At 40.7% G+C, this 23,663-nt stretch carries 23 protein-coding genes; 9 read left to right on the forward strand and 14 right to left on the reverse strand.

What is annotated here, in order from left to right:
- Positions 1–19 precede the first annotated feature (19 nt).
- Together PR808_RS11945 and PR808_RS11950 are read right to left on the reverse strand one after the other, a co-directional pair.
- Positions 20–952, reverse strand: coding sequence for an ABC transporter substrate-binding protein (locus PR808_RS11945; protein WP_375084323.1), 933 nt, complete (start codon positions 950–952; stop codon positions 20–22).
- A 61-nt stretch (positions 953–1,013) separates the two neighbouring features.
- Positions 1,014–1,676 (reverse strand): ABC transporter ATP-binding protein, encoded by a 663-nt coding sequence (locus PR808_RS11950; protein ID WP_206083792.1) that lies wholly within the window; start codon positions 1,674–1,676, stop codon positions 1,014–1,016.
- A 629-nt stretch (positions 1,677–2,305) separates the two neighbouring features.
- Between PR808_RS11950 and PR808_RS11955 the strand changes: the two genes are divergently transcribed.
- The 4 genes from PR808_RS11955 (at position 2,306) to PR808_RS11970 (ending at position 6,407) form a co-directional block, all read left to right on the forward strand.
- A complete protein-coding gene (locus tag PR808_RS11955) occupies positions 2,306–3,574 on the forward strand; it encodes a cytosine permease (protein WP_272539365.1) in 1,269 nt (422 codons plus the stop codon).
- Positions 3,575–3,830: 256 nt separating this feature from the next.
- Entirely contained in the window at positions 3,831–4,829 is a 999-nt protein-coding gene (locus tag PR808_RS11960) for a methionine ABC transporter ATP-binding protein (RefSeq protein ID WP_272539366.1), read from the forward strand.
- Between the two features lie 2 nt (positions 4,830–4,831).
- Entirely contained in the window at positions 4,832–5,518 is a 687-nt protein-coding gene (locus PR808_RS11965) for a methionine ABC transporter permease (RefSeq protein ID WP_272539367.1), read from the forward strand.
- Positions 5,519–5,582: 64 nt separating this feature from the next.
- Positions 5,583–6,407, forward strand: a complete 825-nt coding sequence (locus PR808_RS11970; protein ID WP_272539368.1) for a MetQ/NlpA family ABC transporter substrate-binding protein — start codon at positions 5,583–5,585, stop codon at positions 6,405–6,407.
- A gap of 62 nt (positions 6,408–6,469) precedes the next feature.
- Here PR808_RS11970 and PR808_RS11975 read toward each other — a convergent pair whose 3' ends face one another.
- From PR808_RS11975 to PR808_RS12020, 10 genes are all read right to left on the reverse strand, one after another.
- On the reverse strand, positions 6,470–7,006 hold the full coding sequence (locus PR808_RS11975) for a fimbrial protein (RefSeq protein ID WP_272539369.1): 537 nt from the start codon (positions 7,004–7,006) through the stop codon (positions 6,470–6,472).
- A 13-nt stretch (positions 7,007–7,019) separates the two neighbouring features.
- Complete coding sequence (locus PR808_RS11980) at positions 7,020–7,568, reverse strand: fimbrial protein (RefSeq protein ID WP_272539370.1); 549 nt, start codon at positions 7,566–7,568, stop codon at positions 7,020–7,022.
- 12 nt (positions 7,569–7,580) lie between these two features.
- Entirely contained in the window at positions 7,581–8,114 is a 534-nt protein-coding gene (locus tag PR808_RS11985; RefSeq protein ID WP_206083338.1) for a spore coat protein U domain-containing protein, read from the reverse strand.
- 12 nt (positions 8,115–8,126) lie between these two features.
- On the reverse strand, positions 8,127–9,137 hold the full coding sequence (locus tag PR808_RS11990; protein WP_206083337.1) for a fimbrial protein: 1,011 nt from the start codon (positions 9,135–9,137) through the stop codon (positions 8,127–8,129).
- A 10-nt stretch (positions 9,138–9,147) separates the two neighbouring features.
- Positions 9,148–9,807: a fimbrial chaperone gene (locus tag PR808_RS11995; protein WP_371007297.1), complete on the reverse strand. Its 660-nt coding sequence runs from the start codon at positions 9,805–9,807 to the stop codon at positions 9,148–9,150.
- Between the two features lie 4 nt (positions 9,808–9,811).
- Positions 9,812–12,184: a PefC/AfrB family outer membrane usher protein gene (gene pefC, locus PR808_RS12000; protein ID WP_206083336.1), complete on the reverse strand. Its 2,373-nt coding sequence runs from the start codon at positions 12,182–12,184 to the stop codon at positions 9,812–9,814.
- Between the two features lie 68 nt (positions 12,185–12,252).
- Complete coding sequence (locus PR808_RS12005) at positions 12,253–12,771, reverse strand: fimbrial protein (RefSeq protein ID WP_206083335.1); 519 nt, start codon at positions 12,769–12,771, stop codon at positions 12,253–12,255.
- A gap of 74 nt (positions 12,772–12,845) precedes the next feature.
- On the reverse strand, positions 12,846–13,103 hold the full coding sequence (locus PR808_RS12010; RefSeq protein WP_206083334.1) for a helix-turn-helix domain-containing protein: 258 nt from the start codon (positions 13,101–13,103) through the stop codon (positions 12,846–12,848).
- Positions 13,104–13,779: 676 nt separating this feature from the next.
- Positions 13,780–15,480 carry a lysophospholipid acyltransferase family protein gene (locus PR808_RS12015; protein ID WP_272539378.1) on the reverse strand — a complete coding sequence of 567 codons (1,701 nt, stop codon included), beginning with the start codon at positions 15,478–15,480 and terminating at the stop codon, positions 13,780–13,782.
- A 98-nt stretch (positions 15,481–15,578) separates the two neighbouring features.
- On the reverse strand, positions 15,579–16,310 hold the full coding sequence (locus tag PR808_RS12020; RefSeq protein WP_206083333.1) for an SDR family oxidoreductase: 732 nt from the start codon (positions 16,308–16,310) through the stop codon (positions 15,579–15,581).
- A 108-nt stretch (positions 16,311–16,418) separates the two neighbouring features.
- Between PR808_RS12020 and PR808_RS12025 the strand changes: the two genes are divergently transcribed.
- Positions 16,419–17,240 (forward strand): LysR family transcriptional regulator, encoded by an 822-nt coding sequence (locus PR808_RS12025; protein ID WP_272539371.1) that lies wholly within the window; start codon positions 16,419–16,421, stop codon positions 17,238–17,240.
- Between the two features lie 185 nt (positions 17,241–17,425).
- Positions 17,426–19,573 (forward strand): formate dehydrogenase subunit alpha, encoded by a 2,148-nt coding sequence (gene fdhF, locus PR808_RS12030; RefSeq protein WP_206083331.1) that lies wholly within the window; start codon positions 17,426–17,428, stop codon positions 19,571–19,573.
- 282 nt (positions 19,574–19,855) lie between these two features.
- Here the strand turns inward: fdhF and PR808_RS12035 are convergent, their stop codons facing one another.
- Positions 19,856–21,472, reverse strand: a complete 1,617-nt coding sequence (locus PR808_RS12035) for a sigma 54-interacting transcriptional regulator (RefSeq protein WP_241016806.1) — start codon at positions 21,470–21,472, stop codon at positions 19,856–19,858.
- 398 nt (positions 21,473–21,870) lie between these two features.
- Between PR808_RS12035 and hydN the strand changes: the two genes are divergently transcribed.
- The 3 genes from hydN to hybG are packed head-to-tail and all read left to right on the forward strand — an operon-like array spanning position 21,871 to position 23,065.
- Positions 21,871–22,419, forward strand: a complete 549-nt coding sequence (gene hydN, locus PR808_RS12040) for an electron transport protein HydN (RefSeq protein WP_206083330.1) — start codon at positions 21,871–21,873, stop codon at positions 22,417–22,419.
- Between the two features lie 10 nt (positions 22,420–22,429).
- On the forward strand, positions 22,430–22,771 hold the full coding sequence (hypA, locus tag PR808_RS12045; protein WP_206083329.1) for a hydrogenase maturation nickel metallochaperone HypA: 342 nt from the start codon (positions 22,430–22,432) through the stop codon (positions 22,769–22,771).
- A gap of 21 nt (positions 22,772–22,792) precedes the next feature.
- Entirely contained in the window at positions 22,793–23,065 is a 273-nt protein-coding gene (hybG, locus tag PR808_RS12050) for a hydrogenase maturation factor HybG (RefSeq protein ID WP_206083328.1), read from the forward strand.
- A 57-nt stretch (positions 23,066–23,122) separates the two neighbouring features.
- Here the strand turns inward: hybG and hycI are convergent, their stop codons facing one another.
- Positions 23,123–23,575: a hydrogenase maturation peptidase HycI gene (gene hycI / locus PR808_RS12055; RefSeq protein WP_272539379.1), complete on the reverse strand. Its 453-nt coding sequence runs from the start codon at positions 23,573–23,575 to the stop codon at positions 23,123–23,125.
- Positions 23,576–23,663 lie beyond the last annotated feature (88 nt).

The following is a 23,663-nucleotide window of genomic DNA, read 5'->3' on the forward strand; positions in this document are numbered from 1 at the left end:
CTAATTATTGCCGAGAAAACTAACGGAACAAGGCGCTTAAACGAGAGAGAACATCGCTACGCTCTGCGCTATCTGTTGTGGCTTCTGGCAATAATGTCAGTGTCGAGAAATCAGGACGTTTCCCTGCAATATCCGCTCGAGCAGGCATCAACCATGCATTGGCGACGATCTCTTGGCCCTCAGCTGACAGCACGTAGTCAATAAACGCTTTCGCTTCATCAGGCTGTTTACTACTTTTTAAAATCATCATTGGTCGCGGGGCTATCGCGGTACCGCTACTGGGGAAAATAACTTCAATGGATTCACCATTGGCAATGCTGCCATAAGCCACGTAATCCACCGCACCAAATACAGCGGCTTTCGCCCCTTGTAGTACTGGGGTGAGCGCTTGTGCGTTTGGCCCCGAAATCACCATACCATTGGCTTTTAAATCAGCAAAAAGTGACCATGCAGCCTCTTTTTTTGCATTTTGTAAACCCAAGACTAAATCCAGTGATGCCCCGGATAATGCTGGGTCTGGCATCGTCACTTTATCCTTAAATACAGGCTGTGCTAAATCTTGCCAATCCGTTGGTTTTGGCGTGCCGCTTTTACTGTTCCACACAATACCAAGAGCTGAAATCCCTTGGGCGACATAATAAGGGGTTTTAAATCGCGCAGGCACTTGCTGTGCATTTGGACTTTCATAGGCCAACAACCAGTTTTTTTGTTGTAAATCAACGGCGGTATCCCATGAAGCGGAAATCAGCACATCCGCACGCGGGTTTGCTTGTTCGGCCTCAAGCCTAGCCATCACTTTGCCCGTTGTGGCCTGAAATACATCCACCTTCGTGCCTGTTTGTTTTTCAAACCCTGCGGCCAGTTGTTTTGCCATCGCGCCAGGCCCCGCGGTATACACAGTAATGGCTTGCGTTGAAACAGAAAACAGTGCACAGGAAAGGCTAAGGCTCATGGTAATACCCTTTAGTGAAAAAACGTGTTTTGCGGTTAACTTTTGCATGGAATTTCTCTCTTCATAAGGTCGTCAAACGGTCAATTTTGCCATTTCGCATATGGGCGATTTGGTGTGCTAACGTATTGGCTTCCGCGGGATCGTGAGTGACATACACCGCAGTAATTTCCAGTGTCCTCAGCAATTGCGCCATTTCTTCACAAAGAGATTGGCGCAGGGCGATATCGAGGTTGGAAAGAGGTTCATCGAATAACAAAATTTCAGGTTCAGCAATAATGGCTCGAGCCAATGCGACGCGCTGCTGCTGCCCGCCAGACAAATCCGCGGGTTTTCGCTTGGCAAAATCCATTAATCCAACACGCTCAAGGGCCTGAACTACGCGAGCTTCAATCTGCTGGCGACCCACTCCCCGCATTCTCAAAGGAAATGCAACATTCTGCGCAACGGTCATATGCGGCCATAAAGCATAATCTTGGAATACCATGCCGAGGTTGCGTTTCTCTGGGGGGACGAGGTGGTGAGCACTTGCGACGATATTGCCCGAAAATTGGATAGTGCCATCAGTGGGCTGCAATAAGCCTGCTAACAGTTTCAGCAAGGTACTTTTGCCGCAGCCAGATGGCCCCAGTAGTGCTAAAACCGTGCCTTTTTCCACCGTTAAGTCGATGCCATTAAGCACATATTGTTGTGAAAAAGCCTGTGATAGATTTTGTATTGCGATCATGGGTAAGTCGCTCGCCGTTTGCCTGAAAGGCAAAATAGTCGAGCACTCACTCGATGAAGAGAGAGCCTGTTGCATCATCTTGGTATCCTCTTTGGGACTTAATCGTTGCCGATGATGCTACGGGGGTAATACGTCAGATTGATGAAGGTTTTGTGAATGGAAAATGACAACTTAATAAATCTATTATATTTATATAAATAATATTTTAACAAATATAAAACATTCAATTTGATTGAAATCACAAATTTAAATTTATTTTTTAATAGAAATATAAAAATATATTTTTAATTTTTAAATATCATCTAAAAACAACATTAATTCACTCATTAACGATGCGTGCAATCACATTAAAACACCTTTATTGAAAACAAATCAACAATCATCCACCCTATTGATGAATACTTTTTAAATGGATTCTATTCTGTACTAACTATTGCTATGCTTGCCACACCATAAAACGAACCAAAAAATCAATTAATTACAGGTTAATAAAGCAATTTATTCACCATGGGGTTTATTTTCTTTTTTAGCGAATTAATTCATATCCATAAAATTTAAATTATAGAAATTTTATTATTAATTTTTATAGGTACTCCAATTAATTTTAATTAAAATGAGGTTCACCTAATATGTCAAATAAAGAAAAAGATAATATTTTATTAGATTCCGAATATGAACATGTTCCCGTTCCCCTCGAACACCGAAAAAGTTTTGCCTCGGTTTCTGCTGTTTGGTATAGCTTCCCTTTAGTATTAACCAGTGCTGTTATTGGTGGCGTCGTCACTGCCATGTTAGGGTTTAAAATGGGCGTTACCGCTATTTTAGTGGGTAACTTATTACTGTGTTTAGTCATTGGATCTTTAAGTTATTTAGCTGGGAAAACCGGGGAAAATTTCGCGATCTCCGCAAAAAGAACCTTTGGGCAGCGTGGATATATCGCTGTTTCAGGTTTGCTTGCCACTGTTGTTATCGGCTGGTTTGCATTAATGGTCGGCCTTACGGGTGATACAATGTTTCGCTCATTTGGGCAGGACTTATTACTGATGACGATTTTAGGTGGAGTGCTATATGTTGGCGCAACCTTCATCGGCATTAAAGCCCTCGCCATTTTGGGGTATATCGCAGCACCAATGTATTTGATTTTAGGGTTAATCTCCGTTTACATTGCGATGAAAAGTGGCTCTTCAGATATTCTCAATTACCAACCGTTAGCAGGTGCTGGAGCATTATCTTTTGGTGTTGCAGTTACCATGATTTTCTCCACGTTTACAGATTCAGGCACCATGACGGCTGACTTTACTCGCTGGGCAAAAAATGGCAAACAAGGTTTTCTCGCTGCCTTTACTGCCTTCCCGATTTCCAAATTTTTTGCGGAAGTGATTGGTGCAATTATTGTGGCAACTGGAGTGGTCATGCACCCAGAAGTCACGGGGGGTGATTTCATCACTATTTTAGCAAATTCAAGCCCACTGCTTTCCGTACTCGCGATTATTTTTGTGTTTGTTAACTTGGGCGTTGGCTGTACTCACTGTTTGTACAATGGTGCGGTAGGTTGGTCTCATATTACTAAAGGTAAAATGAGAACCTTAACCATTATTCTGGGGGTTATTGGGATCATCGTTGCTGTAACAGGCATTTGGAATGCATTCCAAACATGGTTGAATTTACTGGGTTTAATTGTGCCGCCAATCGCTGCCATTATCATCATGGATCAGTTAGTACTCAAACGTAAAAATAACGAAGCAAAAAATTGGCAGCCCTTAGCGTTCGTTTCTTGGATACTCTCCTCTGGCATTGCGTTAATCGTGAATGCTTATGCTCCAGAACTCTCCGTTGTCGTTGCTGGGTTAGTTTCATCCTCGATTATCTATTTGATTGGCCATCGATTTTCGAAATAATTTTTAATGGTTGGGGGAGTATCACTCCCTCAACTTCTTCTATTTCAACCTAATCCCATAATCCTTATTCTGAATAACGAACAAAAAAATAATAATCCAATGATTATTAACGTTTCTATTGATTAGACTATTTTCATCTAACTCATCCCTATCTTTTATTTGACATTCATCACATTCCTGATTATTTTAGCAGTATAGACGTCTAGATATCCATTTTTGGATCTATGATATAACCAATTCATCCAAGGGGATCAGCGTGATAACACTCAAGAATGTCAGCAAGATCTACAGCCGTAATAAAAAACAGACCGTAGCGGTTGATAACATCAACCTCAATATTGCGGCTGGGGATATTTTTGGCATCATCGGTTATAGCGGTGCAGGCAAAAGTAGCCTCATTCGTTTGCTAAATCGGTTAGAAGAGACTACTAGCGGTGAAATAATTGTTGGGCAACATAATATTACCCACAGCGATGAGAAAGCAGTTTTAAAAATACGCCAATCCATAGGCATGATTTTTCAGCACTTTAATTTACTGTGGTCACGGACAGTGCGAGAGAACATTGAATTTCCATTGCAAATTTCAGGGTTCGATAAAAAGAAACGTAAAGCCCGTGTTGATGAATTAATGGCATTAGTTGAGCTAACCGATAAGGCTGATGAATACCCATCCATGCTCAGTGGTGGGCAAAAACAACGGGTTGGTATCGCACGCGCCCTTGCCAACAACCCTGATGTTTTATTGTGTGATGAAGCAACGTCTGCGCTAGACCCAAAAACCACACAAACTATTTTGCAATTATTGGCACGTATTAACCGCGAGCTGAATATCACCATCGTGCTAATTACCCACGAAATGCAGGTCGTCAAGAGTATCTGCAATAAAGTGGCTGTCATTGATAAAGGCCGTATTGTTGAGGAAGGGCTCGTTAGCCAAGTCTTTCATGACCCGCAACATACAATTACACGGCAGTTTTTATCACAAAGTGAGGTTGCGACAGATACCCCAGAAGACTTAAAGGCAATATTGGCTGATGGCCCGATTATTCGTGTCGTTTTAGATGAAGAAAAACAGAGCCATTATTTGTTGTATGACTTAATTTCTCAATTTAATGAGCCGATTAAATTGATTAAAGGGGCGTTTAACCAAGGTACTGGCTTTTTATATCTTCAATTTCTACCTGAAACTGAAAAATTAACGGATGCCATTGAGTATCTTAAAAATAAAAGAAATATCGTTGTTGAGGTGATTTAGTCATGGATGAAATACAGCATTGGGTTAGTGGCTATTTACCCTATTTAAAATTGCATGTTTTGGGCATTGAAACCCTCAATACGTTATATATGACATTGGTCTCTGGTGCGTTATCGGGCATGTTGGGAATTTTAATTGGTACTTTTTTATTTTTAACCGCACAAGAGGGTAAAAAAGAAAATATTGCGGTTTACCGTGTGCTTTCTTTTATTGTGAATATCTTCCGTGCTGTGCCGTTTATTATTTTAATCATTTTATTATTCCCTGTAACCAAATGGATCGTTGGCACTATTTTAGGGGTTAACGCGGCACTTCCTGCCTTAGTGATTTCAGCGAGTGCTTTCTATGCAAGGTTAGTGGAAATTGCCTTACGCGAGGTCGATAAAGGGGTTATTGAAGCTAGCCAGTCTATGGGAGCAAAACTGCACACCTTGATTTTTAATGTATTGATACCCGAGTCTTCCCCTGCTTTGATTTCAGGCTTAACGGTTACGCTGATTTCATTAGTGGGAGGCACCGCGGTTGCTGGTGCAATTGGTGCGGGCGGGTTAGGAAATTTGGCCTATTTAGAAGGATTCCAACGCAGCCATATGGATGTCGTTTGGGTCGCTACATTAGTGATTTTAGCCATTGTTTTATGTATTCAAGTGATAGGAGACACCCTAGTTCGGTGGATTGATAAACGTTAATAACATCAACCTAGGTCAACGAATTATTAATTTTATCTACACTCAGCTAATTAGGAATAACAGTATGAAATTATCATTATTAACACGTTTTGGGGCATTATTAATTACCAGTTTAGCACTAACTGCTTGCCAGCCAGACCAACAAGAAAAAAGCAATAAATTAACAATTGGAGCATCTTCAACACCCCATGCGGAAATATTAGAGTTCGTTAAACCACAGCTCGAAAAAGACGGAATTAATTTAGATATCCGTGTATTTAATGATTACATTATTCCGAACCAAGCATTGGCTGACAAAGAATTAGATGCGAACTTTTTCCAGCATGTTCCATATTTAAATAAAACATTGGCAGACCACCCAGATTGGAAACTCGTGTCTGTTGGCGCAGTGCATATGCACCCATACCGCTTTTTTTCGCAAAAATACAAGAGCCTGCAAGACTTACCCAATGGAGCAAAAGTACTGAGCAGCAACAATATTTCCCAACACGGTCATATTCTAAAATTGTACCAAGACGAAGGTTTAATTAAATTACGCAGTGATATTGACCCTGATGATGCAACCATTGACGATATTGTTGAAAACCCACGTAACTTACAGTTTTTATTTACTTATGATGCACCATTAATGCCGCAAATTTATAAAAATGGCGAGGCCGATGTTGCCTCTATTGATAGCCATTTTGCGATTAATGCCGGTTTAGATTTAACGAAAGACGTCATTTATAGCGAACCTGCAGCTAACAGTAAATTTGCCAATGTGGTAGTGACGCGTGAGGATAACCAAAATGACCCGCGAATTACGAAACTGATGGCTGCACTGAAAAGCGATGAAACGAAGAAATTTATTTTAGATAATTATAAGGGTGAGGCGGTACCAGTTCCTTAATTTTCCTACTCTAATGATTAAGTTGAATGAAATATTTTAGTTAAACTTCATTCAACTTAATCTTATTTATAAAGCATATCGATGATTACACTACTCTTCATCACTCCTTTTTCAATACTCTGAGCCTGAGCATAAGGTTTTGCATAAAAGCTAATATCAAACTGATTATTGTTATTCGCACTAAATCGCGTATTCGTCCCTGATAAATCAATGGGGGTGGCATCTAACCAAGATAAATAAATACCAACACCCGATAAGTTTGTTTTTAGTTCACCACCCGTCCCATTATTAAGGGCACCTTGGCTACCTGGGCGAAACTTAACATCGATATGACTGGGCTTAAAGCCACTTTTCTGGCAATCAACAATAAACTGCGTCTTTACCGCAGGTTGCTTTCCTGCCAATAAATCACCTTCATTAATGACTTTAAAATCAACGATTTTGTTAAACCCCTTTCCATCATTAATGTCGCAGGTAATATTCACGATATCGAGCGAAATCTTTAATATTGTATCGGGTAACACTTCATCAGAAAAAACGTAATGTGAATAGCCAATCAGAATAGTGGCAATTAAAGAAGCTGATATCTTTTTATTCATATTATTATCCACATTAAATATATTTAATCTTAATTGTAATATGTGTATTCCCACTGCCTAAATTGATAGACTGCCCTCCAAGCGGTAGTACAACAGGCTTTACTTTGATTTTTATCTTCATCAAAGACGCGCCTATTTTTTTAAAAAAGAGGTCTTGCCCCATAGGAACCCCCGAGCCAACAGTACCGACTTGGTCATCTTCCCATGAAACAAGGTAACCCAATGTCGTATTTTTTGAGCCAATATATCCCGAGGAAGCCATTGTTAAATGGGGGTTTGCTGGCTCAAACCGTATTGATATTCGCTGCGGCTTAATCGTTCCTGAGCAATCTAATGAAAGTATCGAATGCCCTTCAATTTCACCCGATAAAATCGTTGCAGCATCGAGAGATCCAAAACTCACATCATCTACAGTTGCAGGTAAACAAGTCGCTATTCTCACATTCATACTAAACTGCGATTGAATAGCTTCACCAACAATCGATGTTTGCTTTGGCACTTCACCATAACTTGGTAGCGCACTAAGTATGAAGAAACCAGCAAGCAAAATAGACCTGAACATAGTTGCCCTTAACTAATTAAATGTCAGCTTAATATTCAAAGCCGTATTTGCCGCCCCTGGAGAAACAACATCGCCCAATGCGATAGGCTTTACTTTAATTGGCACACTGAAACTTGCCGCAGTGGGCTTAGTGGTTGGCGTAATCACAGTGCCATTAATCGCTAATGCGGTATCGACTGGCTTAACCGTAGAACTTCCCCATTTTAATTGATATCCAACCGTTGAATTTCCTTTTGTATTCATTATTCCATTAGCCACATCTTTCACGCCATCAGCGGCCGTAAACGCTAACGTATAATTTGCGAGCGTTGTATCGCAGGTCACTGTTAATGTCATTACTTTATCTGCCACAGTTCCCTTCTTGATATCCCCCGCCGCTTGGTCACCAAAAGCCACATCAGCAACACTAGCACTACAAGATGCTTTTACGGTCATACTTAAATTTGATGTTACGGTACCGCCAGTCACATTAGAGGCAAAACTGGTCGCGTTAGCAGAAACAGAAAATAGAAAGCCAAGAGAAATAAATAACGTTTTCTTTATCATGATTCACTCCTTTTAATTTAATTTCACATTAATCGTTAATGCGGTGTTCGCTAACCCAGGAATAGGCTGTGTTGATAAAGCAACAGGCTTTACCGTCACTGGGATCGTAAAGTTATTGGTTGTGGGTTTTGAATTAGGGGTAATTGCCGTGCCATTGATCACCACCGCACTATTAACTGGCTTCACAGTGTTATTTCCCCACGTAAATTGATAACCAACCGAACTATTCCCTTTTACATTAATAATGCCAGTCGTTGCGTTGTTTACGCCGTCTCTACCTGAAAAACTTAAAGTATATGCAGGAAGTACTGCATTACAGGTAAATGCAATATTGATTGTTTTAGCGGCAATCGAATTCGCTCTTACTGAACTCGCTGTTTGCACTCCAAAAGCCACATCGTTGACAGAAACTGCACAGGAGGCATTGTTTATCAGTGTCATCGATGTTGGTGCACTAAAAGCCACGGTTTCTTTTTGTAATGTCCGGCTGTTTTCACCAATTCGTGAATAAAAATTTCGGGTTAACATATATGTCGGGTTAACGGTTGTTTTTCCTGGGGGTGGCTTCTTTTGTAAATAGACAACACCTGAGTCTGTACTGCCACCTGGCCCAGCTAAGTTGGTATAGCCTGTTCCACTTGTTTTATAATCCGCCAGTAATAACCAAACCGTATTTCCACAACTTCCAGTTGAACGAAATCTTAAATAACCATCCGCCGAGTTTTTATCTACAGTTCCATAAGAACAGTCATTAGGAGAGGCTCCAAATTTATCAACGATATAAATAAAGTTGCCTGTTGTATTGCCTGCTCCACTTGATGCTCGTAGACATTGCCCTGCAAACGTAATTGGCGCCCCAGGGTTCCCAAAAGAATAGAGTTGGTCACCGACTTTTTTGTTCGTAACATCAATTTGCGCTGGAAAGTTATATTTCAACGATAAGCTTCGACACCTTGCCGCAGAGGCATCGAGTGAAAAAAGCAAAATCATTAATGCGATGAAATAATAAGACTTTTTATTCATGCTAATGTCCTTAACGAAGCTCAATAACACGCCTAGCACCGTAATCATCAATGGCCTCAACCGTGACTTTCCCAGATAACGATTGCTGTAAATTCACTTCACTGAAAGGGGGAAATAAACTCATTGATTGCTCAATTTCTTTTGATAAAGCCAATGGACGACCATTCACAAACACCTGAGTCAATGCAAAATAATAGGGTGTTGGGTTTTTCAACACAGATCCTGAATACGTGAGGTTTTTCTCTGCATCTTCACGGGCCTCAGCGAGTACTTTGGGGCGATAAATCAGTTTCACTTGCGTATTCAAAGCAACAGCGAGGACGTTACCTTCATCAGCAGAAGCAATAGGGGGGATTTCCTGAACATTTAACCAAAACAAAGACTCTTTATCTTTGGGTAAAATATCATTCACATAAAGTAAGCGGATTAACTGTTTTTCTTCACCCGCAATTTTAAACAAATTAGGTGCAGGTATAAAAAAAACATCATTGCCACTTAAATTATCAACCCAAACCTGACCGCCATAGGTTTTATCGCTATTATTTTTTACTTCAATAGCAATATTTTTACGCCCCTCATCATAGATAAACCGAGTCCCATTCAAAGTAAATGCAGAATAAGCATTTGCGCAGGTAAACAACGATATCAATATAATAAAATGCGATGCCATTTTATTAATTACATTCGACTTCCATAATTTTATTTTCATTTGATTCTATATTTTCCAAATTTAATGTACATACCTCATTATCTGAGGAAGAAATAAAAATCTTTTTCGGTTTGTTAAGTAAGTTTAAAAGTAACACTCCACCATTAGAAACAAACCCGACATATTCATTACTTTCTGTTCTTGCCGAACTACCCGCTGAAACAAATTGACCGTCTGATTTTTTCAGCCTTAATATATATCTATAAATCGTTGAGAATTTAAACTCACGATAAATAATCGCCTTATCAGTTGGCACAAACCCCTGTACTGAATCCAGCAACTCTATGTCATTAGGAACTTCTTCTGTATTGATTTTTAAATTATTTTCAACGTAAGGTGATACCCCAATGACCGTATTACCATTTCTATCCGTAGGGGGGGAGTCATTAAAGGTAATATTTTTAATATTGCTAATATTCGCAATGGCGACCGTATCGCGCCGAACATTACTCAACAATAATCCCGTTTGCTGGGTTGCAAGTAAGCTTCCTGATGCATTTATTGAGCCTGTTGTTTTATTCTCATTTTTCGAAATTGCGAACCCCGTATTAACAATATCTTGATTAACCCCGAAATAAGCAGAATTAGACCAACTTTCGCGGTCTTTATTTGTATTTACGCTATAGTTGATTTTTTCATTAATATTACCTGCAACACCTGAGTTAAAACTCGATTTATTTCTACGGTCATAATTCACCGAGTTTGTCCAATAATGATTCTTATCAAATAAACTAAATGGAATATTCACACCAACAGATAAAACATAGTTATCACGGTCATAATCATTTAACTTTTGGTAATCTGCCGATACAGATAAATCCACACCTTTCAAAGTTGTGTTGTAGGTAATATTCGCACCGACTTCATTATGTATTTGGCTACGATATGTTTGAACCCAACCTGAAACACTGACAAAACTATTATCAAAATTCTGCGATAAGATAGTTTCATAACGTTCTTTGCGATTACTTCGATGATATAACGCATTTGAATTAAACTCATTAAAATCAACATAGTCCTTACCTGTATAACGGTAAGCTAATAACTGTAAATTCGTATTATTAGACAATGAGTTAGCGTATTTAAGCATATAACTAATCCCAGATTGCCGAGATTCTGACATAGTTGGAGTTTGCTTTTGAAACGTACTCACGGCTGTATTTAAATTAAATGAGATCGCACCAAATTGCCCTAAGTCTTTACTCGCACCTAATCCTGCACTTTTATAATCATTATGCAAAATACCTGCGGTATGAAAGGTAAAGTGAGTGAGTCCATAATCGAATGCACCAAGAAAAAACAAACGGTTTTCTCGCTTTCCCGTAACCTCTCTTTCTCCTACTGCGACGTTATAATTAATTTCATTGGCACGCAGTAAAGATGGAAGCGTTGCAACAGGGTAATAACGAACTGTTTTTGTTCCGTTATTTTCTTCAACTGTCACCGTAATATCACCATTACTCACTGGTGATATATCTTTTAACTGATAGGCACCCGCAGGAACCACTTGTGAGCTTAAAATATACCCATTTTGCGATATGGTAATTTTCGCATTCGAATTAACAACGCCAGAAATAATAGGAGCATAGCCTCGCATTTCCCAAGGACGCATATCTCTTTCAGAGCGTAAAGACAAACCATAAAAAACAAAATTAGGTAAAATAGATAAAGATGTTAACGTCTTACCGACAATAAAACTGCCTTGTATTGGCTTAATTGCAGTAGATATAGTGGCTTCAGACGTTTCAGTTCCTGAATCATTAAGGTAACTACTACGGACATAGGCCACCCATCGGCCAATGTTAGAATATAAATCAAAATCACCATAAACTTGAGTTTTTTCAGAAGACGTTTTTGATATATATCCTGAATAATTCACCTTAATGCCTGGAATGCCATAATCCCATTCTTGCTGATTTTTAGTCTCATCCAAAGCAATTTGAGGTACACTAAAAGACAAAGTCTGCTTTGCGTTATCAAACAAAACTTCGGCGCCTGGGTACTGGCTAATCTTGTAGCAGTTTCTCGCCGCGTCAAAATTATTTGCAAGCAAAGTCAGGTTAATCGGTAATGATAACTCTGATATCCAGTCTGAGTTTAAGCATAAAACCTCTTTATCCTCTGGTAAAATAATGAGTTCTTTTCGATTAATAGAACGACGATTAAAAATGACTTCAACAATATAATGACCTGCAGGGTATTTAACACTTTCATCAAAAACGCTTGCAGCTTGCGGTTGAACTCCTCCATGTAAGAAGTCCATATTTAAATTTGCATCTGCGTAAAATGGACTTACTAACAGGGATAACATAAAAGCATTAATCGGTTTTAAACGCATTGATATTATCCATAGCTATTTGTAAGTTAAAATAAGGGTCAAAGACCCTTTTTATTTATTAATATTAATTACTTATATGCTACGGCATATGTTGCGCTTGAAATCACTGTACCTTCAGTCACAGTTTGACCTGTCGTCGCTAACATTCTTGCTTTGAATTTCATGTTTCCAATAGCATCAGTACCATTGCCAAAATCAACGGTTTGGCTGTTATACGTGACATCTTGGTTAGGCGTTGTCGAGTTGGTTGCTGTCAGTTGGATTGACACGCCATTAGCAGTCCCTTTCATGTTTGCAAGGCCTGAGTTAGTAAACCCTGCGCTCTGCCAACCCACTTGGCCGCTAGTTTTTTTCAAGCATTCATCAGTACGTGGGACTAAATCAAACTCAACATAATCACCATTTTTATCTGCAGTGGTCATTTGGCCTAGATCGATAGTTGATTTAACTAGTCCACCCACTTCTGTATCGATATCACAGGTTTCTGATGTCACTGCGCCAATGAACTGAACTTCACCGGTATTAGCAAAGGTATATCCACTGAATAGCGCGCCACTTACCATTAATGGTAATAATAATTTTTTCATTAAATAACTCTCCATATTTGTATGCATATTAATTTTTTAATTAATAATCAAACTACGAAATAAAAACTTAAACATTAAGAATTATCATTTAACTCATTAAATGATAAAAATTCTTCCCAAGATACATCTAGTATTTTCAATATGTCATTTAACATTGTAACGGTAATGTTTGTTATTCCATTCTCATACCGGGATACTTGCTGCTGACTCACATTCAACATAACACCTAAATCCTTCCCGGTTATGTCCATGCGTTTTCTTTTATTTCTAATAAAACATCCAATTTTTTTATTAAAAATATTTGGTCTTATAAAACTAGAGTGTTCATTCATTCCTACCCCCTATTTAATTATAAAATTCAAATATTCAACATAAGTAGGATTTCGCATAATATATTGGCACATGATATTAGAGTAAAAACGTTTGTGCCGATCGATAATATAATATTGATAGCTATTACCTATCGCAATAGATTATTTGATCGGAAATACCGATCATATAAATAAATAAAACTCAATTAACTAACTGATAATAAACGGTTGCTTTATTTTTTGATAATATATTTAATGTTATATTTTTAATTTTTTAATTACAAAATTTAACATATAAATTGATATTTTAAATTGATTATGAAATATAATATTACATATAGTTACATTTATTTTTATATAGAAACATGAAAGATAAATAACATTAAAATAAAACTAAATAGCATTTAAATCATATTAACAAGGATAAAATGACAATATTTTCCAATGAAAAATTAAATATCAAAGGAATACCAAACTCATAACTCATTTTATGGGTAATGTAAAAATAAAAAAATTAACTTATTAAATGAGTATATTTTAGATAAGTAAAATGGAATAGTGATGCATTTGTTTCATAATGAAAACAAATTAAGCTGTTACACGAAAATGAATATTATTAGTGATTACCATTCTATTAAATGATAATCACTAATAAAAACTACAATTTACAAAAAAATAACAGTACCGAAATCAAAATTTATAAGTGCACCCCAACATATCGCTGATAACGTATTGGCTTTAGCTTGGTTAAATCCACCAACACCAAACCATCGATACAATCATTGAATGATGGGTCTGTACCAAAATCCATAAATTGCACGCCACCAGGCTCACATAGCTCAGTGTACTGCTTATAAAGTGTCGGGATAGAACAACCGATGTTATTTAATAAGCTTTTGAGTTTTACCAAGTCTTCTTGGTAATTATCACCAGTGAATTGCGCTAACACCTGCGGTAAAGAGGCTGGATAGGGCTTGTGGGATTGTGCAATTGACTGTTCAGCAGAAAAATATAAGCGGTAAAAAGTGATCAATAAATCACGCGCGGCGATAGGCATCGCCCCCGAAATGGAGACAGGGCCAAATAGATAACGGTATTGGGGGTATTTGGCTAAATAGGCCCCAATGCCTAACCACAAATAATCCAACCCACGTTTTCCCCAATATTTCGGCTGAATAAAACTACGGCCTAATTCAATACCTTGAGCAAGAATGGGAAGCATGCCTTCGTCATAGTGGAATAAGCTAGAGCTGTAGATCCCCGCTAACCCTTTGGTTTCAATTTGCTTTTCAGTGGGGACAAAACGATAAGCGCCAACGATATCGAGCTCATCGTCATCCCACAACACCAAGTGATAATAATCGTCATCATAGCTATCTAAATCACGGCGCTTGCCTGAACCTTCCCCTACCGCACGAAACGAAATCTCACGAAGTCGCCCTAATTCACGCAATATGGGCGAGCGAACTTCTTGATGCCGTTGATAAAGGTAAATCGCTTTGCCATCTGGCGATGTCCCCAAACGCTCACAAGCCGCCAATGCTTTTTTCAGCTCAAGTCGGTCTTCAGGTAATGCAATTGCCGCTTCACTGCTAAACAGCCCTTCTTTTTCTTTTCCTAATAAATAGACATGGCGGCGAAAGCGTTCAGCCAATTCGTGGGCTTTCGTGTGGCCATCATACCAATGACTAAAAGGAATACGCCCCCCAACACGAATTTTGAGTTTTTTACCCCGTTGCAGAAACATTTCTCTGACTAACATCAACGTGGACAAAGGCTTGTAAACCAATGATGCAAAATAAAACAAATGGCTATTTCGCCCCTGAATATGCATTGGCACAATCGCAGCGCGCGCTTTCGCGGCTAAGCGTAAAAAACCCGTGCGCCAGTGATTATCGCGAATGCCTTTACTACTGAGCCGTGAAACCTCCCCCGCTGGAAATACAATTAGCGCCCCGCGGTTATCCAAGTGCTGTTGCATTGCTTCCACTTGCTGGCGATTGGTTCGGTTGTTGATATTATCAACGGTAATAAACAAGCTTTTTAGTGGTTCAATATAGTTAAGAAACTGGTTTGCAACAATTTTCACATCAGGGCGTACGGTTGCCACGGTTCGTAATAATGCTAGCCCATCTAACGAGCCTATTGGATGGTTTGCCACTAAAACAACAGGGCCTTCTGCGGGGATATTTTCCAAATCACCATCCGTTAATTCACAGCGAATATTGAAATGCTCAATGACTTGTTCAATAAGATCCAACCCTTTCAAATGGGGGTAGTCTTGGGCAAATTGGCTAAATTCTTTTTCGAAAAGGAGGCGTTTTAATACACTGCGTTTCCATGCAGGTGGGGCTTGATGTGGGTATATATCGTGGAGTAAGGCATCGACACTAAACATCATGTTATCTCCATCCGAGCTGAGTTACTGCGAACTTAAGTCAGGTGCATGACAACATGATGGTAGTTTTATGACAAAGTGATGAAACAATGAACAGACTACGCCTGCTGGCGAGTTGCCGCTAGAACGATCTCACGGATACACACCGATTGTGGCTGTTGATAAGCAAAACGAATGGTATTGGCAACATCCTCTGCTGACAACACAAGTCCCCCCATCTCTTTTTTCCACTCTTGGTAACCTGATTTAATCCCTTCATCTGTGGTATGGCTAAGTAATTCTGTTTCAACCGCTCCCGGTGCAATGGTGATCACACGAACATTATGCGGGGCAAGCTCTTCGCGTAAATTTTCAGAAATACCGTGAACAGCAAATTTAGTGCCCACATACGCCACATGGTTTGGAAAGGTTTTTCGCCCTGCAACTGAACTGATATTAATAATCGTGCCACTTTTACGCGCAACCATGCCATCCGCAACTGCATGAATGCCATTCAACACGCCTTTAATATTCACCTCCACCATGATATCCCATTGATTTGGATCTTGATTAGTCATGTCACCTAAAAGCATAACACCTGCGTTATTGACTAAGCCATCAACTGGGCCAAACTGCGCCTCTGCTTCTTTAACGGCATTCACAAATGCGGTTCTATCCGTAACATCTATAGATTTACATAACGTATTAGGTAAATTTAATGCCAACATTGGCTCAATACGGCGTGCCAGTAATAAAAGTGCATGACCTTCATTGGATAACATTTTTGCCGTCGCAAGACCAATACCTGAGCTCGCGCCAGTAATCACCACTAATGATTTTACATTTTGCATATTGCGTCCATATAAATTTAATTGATGTCTAAAACCATGAGCAGACTATATTTCATCCGTAAGTTACATTAAAATGGTTTATTCTTCTCACAGACATCAAAAAAATCTATGGATTATCGCCAACTTCACGCCTTTATCGCCGTTTTCGAAGAACGCAATATCACCACGGCTGCACGACGGTTATTTCTCACACAACCTGCGCTCTCAGCAACGATCAAAACGCTGGAAGATAACCTAGGCACTCAGCTGTTTAAGCGCTTACCAAGAGGCGTTGATGTCACTGAAGATGCACGAATTTTATACCCTCACGCACAACGCATGGTGGCTGAACTAGACACGCTGGCAAGCAGCTTTAAACGTGAAAAAAACCGCCAGCCTCTGCAAATTGGCATTGAAGAGGATATCGCTAATCAGCACATTTGCGCGTTCCTAAAACAAGTTCAAGACCCTGATTTTCATTTATTAATTGTCCTAGAGTCGGGTTGCAAAGGGGATATCCGTCTTGCTTGCGAAGAAATGCGCTGTGAAGATGAGCTGTTTATTCCACTCATTAGTGAGCCCTTTGTTTTAGCAATGTCACCAGAGCACTCTCTTGCAAGTAAAGACGTCATTCAACTCGCTGATTTACACGGATTGTGTTGGGTTATGTGCCCTGAGCTCACTTGGCACCAGCGTTTTTTACCGATTTACGGCGCGACGGCAAACTCCCCTTCTGCTCATGCCTGCACCTTTTCCCTCGCGCTTGGTCTAGTCGCGCTCAACTTAGGCGTAGCAATCGTGCCGCAATCCCTTGCCAGTGAACATGCCAATATTGTTTTTCACCCTTTGCCAACTCATGCACTTTCTCGGCGTATTGGCGTATGTTATGCCATCCAATCATTATCTTCCCCTGCGGTAGAGCAGCTTATCAACCATTTAGCTCGTCAATAGCCGTCGACACTTTTGACGATCACGGAGTTCGCCAAACGCTACAAGACGATGTTAGACACATCAAAAACAATAAATTCAATCAGTTAGATAACAATAAATTTACCTTAAAAATTGGCATAAACCCTGCATTAGCTTAAGTGTTAAGGCGGCAATGACCGCTACATAAAAACACAGGAGCAATGTTGATGGAAAAAGTCATCACCGTCTGCCCGTATTGCGCCTCAGGCTGTAAAATATACCTGAAGGTGGAAAACGGGAAGATCATCGGCGCAGAGGGCGCAAATGGTCACACCAATGAAGGGGAGCTCTGCCTAAAAGGTTATTATGGCTGGGACTTCATTCACGATACGAAAATCTTAACGCCTCGCTTAAAAAATCCGATGATCCGTCGTGAGCGTGGTGGCAAACTTGAAGTGGTTTCATGGGAAGAAGCCATTGAATTTGCCAGTTCTCGATTACTGGCAATCAAAGAAAAATACGGCCCTAAAGCCATCATGACGACAGGTTCATCCCGTGGTCCAGGGAATGAAGCCAACTTTGTGATGCAGAAATTTGTTCGAGCGGCAGTCGGTAGCAATAATATCGACTGCTGCGCACGTGTCTGACACGGCCCTTCGGTTGCAGGTCTGCAGCGTTCGGTCGGTAATGGCGCAATGAGCAACTCAATTGTTGAAATTGAGGATACCAAATGTATTTTTGTCTTCGGTTACAATGCCGCGGACTCACACCCTATTGTCGCTCGCCGAATTTTAAAAGCGAAAGAAAAAGGGGCTCAAATTATTGTTTGCGATCCGCGTTATATTGAAACTGCGCGCATTGCAGATATTCACTTACCTTTGAAAAACGGGTCAAACATTGCGTTACTGAATGCGTTTGCCCACGTGATCATCGAAGAAAATCTGTATGACAAAGCGTTTATTGATGCACATACTGAAAAATTCGATGAATATCGTACCTTAGTCGCACCTTATACTCCTGAATCAGTGGAAGAAACGACGGGTATCAAAGCAGAAGACATTCGCAAAACGGCTCGCATGTACGCCAAAGCAGAAAGCGCGACAATTTTGTGGGGCATGGGTGTCACCCAATTCTATCAAGGTGTTGAAACCGTTCAATCCCTTACTAGCCTTGCGCTATTAACAGGGAATTTAGGTAAACCACATGTTGGTGTTGGCCCTGTTCGTGGTCAAAATAACGTGCAAGGTGCCTGCGATATGGGGGCACTACCAAATACTCTGCCAGGCTATCAATATGTGTCGGATACCGCTGCACTGGAAAAATTTGCCAAATTCTGGGGGATTGAAAGCATGCCTGCAGAAAACGGTATTCCACTTAGTGAAGTGCCACACTTTATTGATGAGGGCGTATTAAAAGCCCACTATGTGATGGGGGAAGACCCACTACAAACAGAGCCAGACCTCGCCACTATCCGCCGTACCTTCGATAAGCTCGAGCTGTTGATTGTCCAAGACATCTTCATGACCAAAACTGCGTCGATTGCCGATGTGATTTTCCCTGCCACCTCTTGGGGGGAACATGAAGGGGTATATACCGCCGCTGACCGTGGTTTCCAACGCTTCTATAAAGCAGTTGAGCCTGTCGGCGACGTGAAAACAGACTGGGAAATCATCAGCCTAATGTCAACGGCCATGGGCTACCCAATGCACTACAACAACACCAAAGAAATTTGGGATGAGTTACGTGAATTGTGCCCGATTTACTATGGCGCGACCTATGAAAAAATGGCGGACTTAGCCTATATTCAATGGCCGTGTAAGACATTAGAAAGCCCTGGCACGGAGTATTTGTACGAAGGTGGTCAATTCGACACGCCAAATGGCAAAGGCCAATTCTTTACCTGCGACTGGCGTCCACCGATTGATCAAGTCAGCACGGAATACCCAATGGTGTTAGCTACAGTGCGTGAGGTGGGTCACTACTCCTGTCGCTCAATGACGGGGAACTGTAAAGCGTTGGCAGCATTAGCGGATGAACCTGGTTTTGTGCAAATCAATACCGCAGATGCAAAAGCGTTAGGGATAAAAGATCAGGAGCTGGTTTGGGTGGCATCACGGCAAGGCAAAGTCATTACTAGAGCCAATATCAGTGACCGACCCAATAAAGGCGCGGTATATATGACTTATCAGTGGTGGATTGGTGCCTGTAATGAGCTCGTGGCAGAAAACCTCAGTCCAATCACCAAGACCCCTGAATATAAGTACTGTGCAGTGCGAGTTGAACCGATTGCGGATCAACAAAAAGCCGAGTACTTCGTTGTTCAGGAATACACTGGAATTAAACGTCGTTTACGCGAGGCCGCAGAAGGCCTTTAATTTGCGTTAAACAATCAATTAAGCCAATGGTTTCAATCAAACCATTGGCTTTTTTATTTAGTTAATTAATAATGAATATATTAATAAAATATTGGTAATTTGTTATTCAGTCTGATTTCAAAAAAATTAAATTATATTTGAATAAATTTAATCACAGTAGTGACTTTCAAATATAAATAATAATTAATTTCATTAAGGAAATTATTATTTATTTTCATATGACTACCAATTATACAAAAATAACAATAACCATCCTGATAAATATAATCAAAAAATAAAGAATTAGAATAAATCTTGAACCGAGATCCCTAACCGCTGCATACGTGATAATAATGTGGTGCGTTTTAACCCTAAGCGAGTTGCCGCCCCCCTCGCCCCAGCGACCACACCGTTTGTTGCCCGTAACGCCGCAATAATTCGATCCCTTTCTTCATCATCACTTTCGGGGGCAGCTGTTTGCATGCGTTTTTCTATAGCGCTTGGTTTTTCAAAAGCATTTTTAAGGCGTGAAGGCTTTGGGATACTGAGTTCATGCAGTTGTAAATTCAAGGTATTTCCGCGGGTTAAAATCACTGCCCGCTCAATGACATTTTCCAACTCACGGACATTTCCCGGCCATGGATACAACGATAGCTGCGCTAGTGCATCACGGGGGATACACTCAATTTTACGGTTCATACGCTGCGCAATTTTTTGCGTAAAATGGGTGGCAAGTAGTGGAATATCTTCAGGCCTTTCACGTAGCGGAGGAATCATAATCGGAAACACATTCAGCCGATAATACAGATCTTCGCGGAACTCACGCTCATCCGTCATGCCCTTTAAATCACGGTTAGTTGCCGCAATTAAGCGCACATCCACAGGAATGACTTTGTTACCACCAATACGTTCTATTTCACGTTCTTGCAGCACGCGAAGTAATTTTGGTTGCAATTCCAATGGCATATCGCCGATTTCATCTAAAAAAAGCGTGCTTTTATCCGCCATTTCAAAGCGGCCAATGTGCGTTGTCGTTGCCCCAGTAAACGCGCCTTTGTCATGACCAAATAAGTCACTTTCCAACAAGCCTGAAGGGATAGCGGCACAATTCATTTTAATAATTGCACGGCGATGCCGGTCACTTAGCCTGTGAATAGCGCGAGCAATTAGCTCTTTGCCTGTCCCTGTTTCCCCTAAAATCAATACGGTACTGTCGCTGCGTGCCACTAAATCCACTTGTTCGAGCACATTACGCATGGCTGCACTTTGGAAAATAATTTCACTAAAGCTTTCATTGCCGTGAATTTGCTCATTCAGCCAGAGATTTTCATTTTTTAGGCTATCTTTTAAACGTGTAATTTCACCATATGCCGCTGCATTATCCACTGCAATCGCAAAACGCGCCGCAATCTGCTTGAGTAAATTGCAGTTATCGTCGGTGAAAATGCGGGTATCTTCATGGGATAATACCAAAACACCAAGGGGTTTATGGTTAAATGCTAACGGCAATAATAATGTTTCCGTCATCCCTTGAGCACACAGGTGCTGATACAGCGGGTCTTGGGTAGATTGGTCAAGAGTCAACCGCATAGATTGGTTATTTTCAAGTACTTGGGTTAAATCAGGATGTAATTCGTTTAAATGATATTGGGTCTTTTCAACGGGTTTTCCGCGGCAATAATAGCTTGAATAACAAAGGTATACCGCTGAGCTATAATTATCACACAGGGCGATACTAATTTGGCTAATACCGAAAAAACGGTAAATTTCCCGAGACACTTCGGCAACTAATCCATCCATTTCTAAGTGTGATAAAACGGAATTAGTAATATCTACCAGTATTCGATATTGGTCGCGTTCATGGCGTATACGTTCATTGCTTTCAGAGATCCCCACAAATACCCCATTCTTTTTAATCATTTCCTTGAGATGTTATAAACACTCAAACTAATGGCCATTGATATAATTGAACATCAATACGACACCAAATAAGATTATTGTAATGACTCTAAAGAAAAATAATATCATTGACTGATTTAACTTTGATCCAATCCCCTATTTTTTTCTGCAAATTAAAATGTAATATATTTTTTTATATAGCGATTAAAATTAAACGTCGTCATTATTGTCGAATGACGTGTCGAATATATTTTTCTCCGCAGATAAAACACCTCGTTATTTATTAATCTACTGATTTAACTGAATTTAATTATTCCATCAATTTGGCACGATCCATGCTTATAACTGAGTATCTAAATTGAAAACAATTACATCGGAACGTTGAATGTATTGTCTCATCTATCATTCAGGAGAGTAGGATGAACCGTTTCATCATTGCAGATCCAAAAAAATGCATTGGCTGCCATACCTGTGAAGTCGCGTGTGTGGTGTCCCACCAAGAACAAGAAACGGGGATCGCCACGGTCGTCAAAGATGAATTTTTCCCGCGTATTCATGTATTAAAAGGTTATACCGTCAGTACGGCGGTGGTATGCCGCCAATGTGAGGATGCCCCCTGTGCCAATGTGTGTCCAAATGGCGCGATTAGCCGTAAAGATGATTTTGTCTATGTTAACCAATCAAAATGTATTGGCTGTAAAACCTGTGTCATCGCCTGCCCTTACGGCACCATGGAAGTCATTAGCCGCCAAGTCGACCAGCAAGTGACCGCCCTCAATACCATTCCACAATACCGCGCTGAAGCCCATAAATGTGATTTGTGCCATACCCGCGAGGGCGGGCCTGCCTGCGTAGAAGTGTGTCCAACCGAAGCGTTAATGATTGTCGATAGAAACCGCATGGATGAAATCGTTAAAGAACGTCGACGCCGTGCTGCCTTTGAAATTCCCCCTGAAATCTTATTGTAAGGAGCGTGCCATGCATGAGGTCGCATTATGCCAAAATGCCTTTGAAATCATTGAGCAACACGCTAAGCAAAACCATGCACAGCGCGTCACAGGGGTTTGGCTCGAATTAAGTGCGGTCTCTTGTGTTGAAGAATCTGCGGTGCATTTTTGTTTCGACATTATTTGCCGCAATACCCTTGCGCAAGGGGCTATGCTCCATGTGTCTACCGTGCCCGCACAGGCACAATGCCGCGATTGCCAACGTACCGTGCAAATTACCCAATTTGAAGCGGGTTGCCCACACTGTGGTAGCCGAAACTTGCACGTAGACAGCAGCAGTAGCATGCAGGTCAAACAGATTGAAGTTGAATAATATTCTATGTAGGAGTTTGTTATGTGTTTAGGCATCCCAGGGAAAGTGGTCAGCGTAGGCGAGTCCCCAATGGATACCGCCCAAGTTGAAGTCTGCGGCGTCAAACGCGATGTGAATATTGCGCTGGTGTGTGAAGGGGAAACTGCTGCAATGGTTGGCAAGTGGGTGCTTGTTCACGTGGGCTTTGCGATGAGCATCATTGATGAGCAAGAAGCCAACGATACGCTAGCCGCACTCATGGCGATGGAAGAAGTCGAGGAAGATGTAGGCTACTTTTTACGAGGTAATGCTTAAGCCGAGGACAAATCGCAGCGCCTCACCGCACTGCGACCCTCCCCCCTTAGGGGCTGTTTATTCCCCTTCAAATAGGGTAAACCCACCTAACCCTTGCCACTGCGGCAGCGCGGCATACACTTGCTGTACTGCTGAAATCACTTTCTCGTTCATTGGCATATAAAAACCCACTAGATCGGGTTGAATACCTAAGAAAATAATCTCCTCAATATCCTCTTTTAATTGGTCGATTAAAAAATTGAGCGGCAAATTATGGGTGCTCATAATAAACATTTCAGCGATATCATTGGGATCAATAATTCGTATTTCCCCTGGTGCTAAACCAATATCGGCGGCATCCACAATCAACAAGCGCTGGGGTTTTAATGCACGTACTTGGTGAGACACGCTTTCAGGGCTGCTCCCGCCGTTAATTGCCTGCCAGCCCTCAATGGGGTTGGCTTGCATTAAATCAAATAGCATCGGTCCTGCACCGTCGTCCCCCATCATGCTGTTCCCCACCGCTAACATTAAGTTTTGCACTGGTGATTGATTTTGCGAAGGCGATTGATTTTGCGAAAGTAATGAATTCTTTGCAGAAGGCTCATCGTCGAATAAC

The sequence above is a fragment of the Providencia sp. PROV197 genome (assembly GCF_028479625.1).
Taxonomy (GTDB): Bacteria; Pseudomonadota; Gammaproteobacteria; order Enterobacterales; family Enterobacteriaceae; genus Providencia; species Providencia vermicola.

Excerpts from the sequence above, each read along its gene's own strand:
- PR808_RS11945 (WP_375084323.1), bottom strand. The coding sequence starts at position 952 with ATGAGCCTTAGCCTTTCCTGTGCACTGTTTTCTGTTTCAACGCAAGCC.
- PR808_RS11950 (WP_206083792.1), bottom strand. The coding sequence starts at position 1,676 with ATGATCGCAATACAAAATCTATCACAGGCTTTTTCACAACAATATGTG.
- PR808_RS11955 (WP_272539365.1), top strand. The coding sequence starts at position 2,306 with ATGTCAAATAAAGAAAAAGATAATATTTTATTAGATTCCGAATATGAA.
- PR808_RS11965 (WP_272539367.1), top strand. The coding sequence starts at position 4,832 with ATGGATGAAATACAGCATTGGGTTAGTGGCTATTTACCCTATTTAAAA.
- PR808_RS11970 (WP_272539368.1), top strand. The coding sequence starts at position 5,583 with ATGAAATTATCATTATTAACACGTTTTGGGGCATTATTAATTACCAGT.
- PR808_RS11975 (WP_272539369.1), bottom strand. The coding sequence starts at position 7,006 with ATGAATAAAAAGATATCAGCTTCTTTAATTGCCACTATTCTGATTGGC.
- PR808_RS11980 (WP_272539370.1), bottom strand. The coding sequence starts at position 7,568 with ATGTTCAGGTCTATTTTGCTTGCTGGTTTCTTCATACTTAGTGCGCTA.
- PR808_RS11985 (WP_206083338.1), bottom strand. The coding sequence starts at position 8,114 with ATGATAAAGAAAACGTTATTTATTTCTCTTGGCTTTCTATTTTCTGTT.
- PR808_RS11990 (WP_206083337.1), bottom strand. The coding sequence starts at position 9,137 with ATGAATAAAAAGTCTTATTATTTCATCGCATTAATGATTTTGCTTTTT.
- PR808_RS11995 (WP_371007297.1), bottom strand. The coding sequence starts at position 9,807 with ATGGCATCGCATTTTATTATATTGATATCGTTGTTTACCTGCGCAAAT.
- pefC (WP_206083336.1), bottom strand. The coding sequence starts at position 12,184 with ATGCGTTTAAAACCGATTAATGCTTTTATGTTATCCCTGTTAGTAAGT.
- PR808_RS12005 (WP_206083335.1), bottom strand. The coding sequence starts at position 12,771 with ATGAAAAAATTATTATTACCATTAATGGTAAGTGGCGCGCTATTCAGT.
- PR808_RS12010 (WP_206083334.1), bottom strand. The coding sequence starts at position 13,103 with ATGAATGAACACTCTAGTTTTATAAGACCAAATATTTTTAATAAAAAA.
- PR808_RS12015 (WP_272539378.1), bottom strand. The coding sequence starts at position 15,480 with ATGTTTAGTGTCGATGCCTTACTCCACGATATATACCCACATCAAGCC.
- PR808_RS12020 (WP_206083333.1), bottom strand. The coding sequence starts at position 16,310 with ATGCAAAATGTAAAATCATTAGTGGTGATTACTGGCGCGAGCTCAGGT.
- PR808_RS12025 (WP_272539371.1), top strand. The coding sequence starts at position 16,419 with ATGGATTATCGCCAACTTCACGCCTTTATCGCCGTTTTCGAAGAACGC.
- PR808_RS12035 (WP_241016806.1), bottom strand. The coding sequence starts at position 21,472 with ATGATTAAAAAGAATGGGGTATTTGTGGGGATCTCTGAAAGCAATGAA.
- hydN (WP_206083330.1), top strand. The coding sequence starts at position 21,871 with ATGAACCGTTTCATCATTGCAGATCCAAAAAAATGCATTGGCTGCCAT.
- hypA (WP_206083329.1), top strand. The coding sequence starts at position 22,430 with ATGCATGAGGTCGCATTATGCCAAAATGCCTTTGAAATCATTGAGCAA.
- hybG (WP_206083328.1), top strand. The coding sequence starts at position 22,793 with ATGTGTTTAGGCATCCCAGGGAAAGTGGTCAGCGTAGGCGAGTCCCCA.
- hycI (WP_272539379.1), bottom strand. The coding sequence starts at position 23,575 with ATGTTAGCGGTGGGGAACAGCATGATGGGGGACGACGGTGCAGGACCG.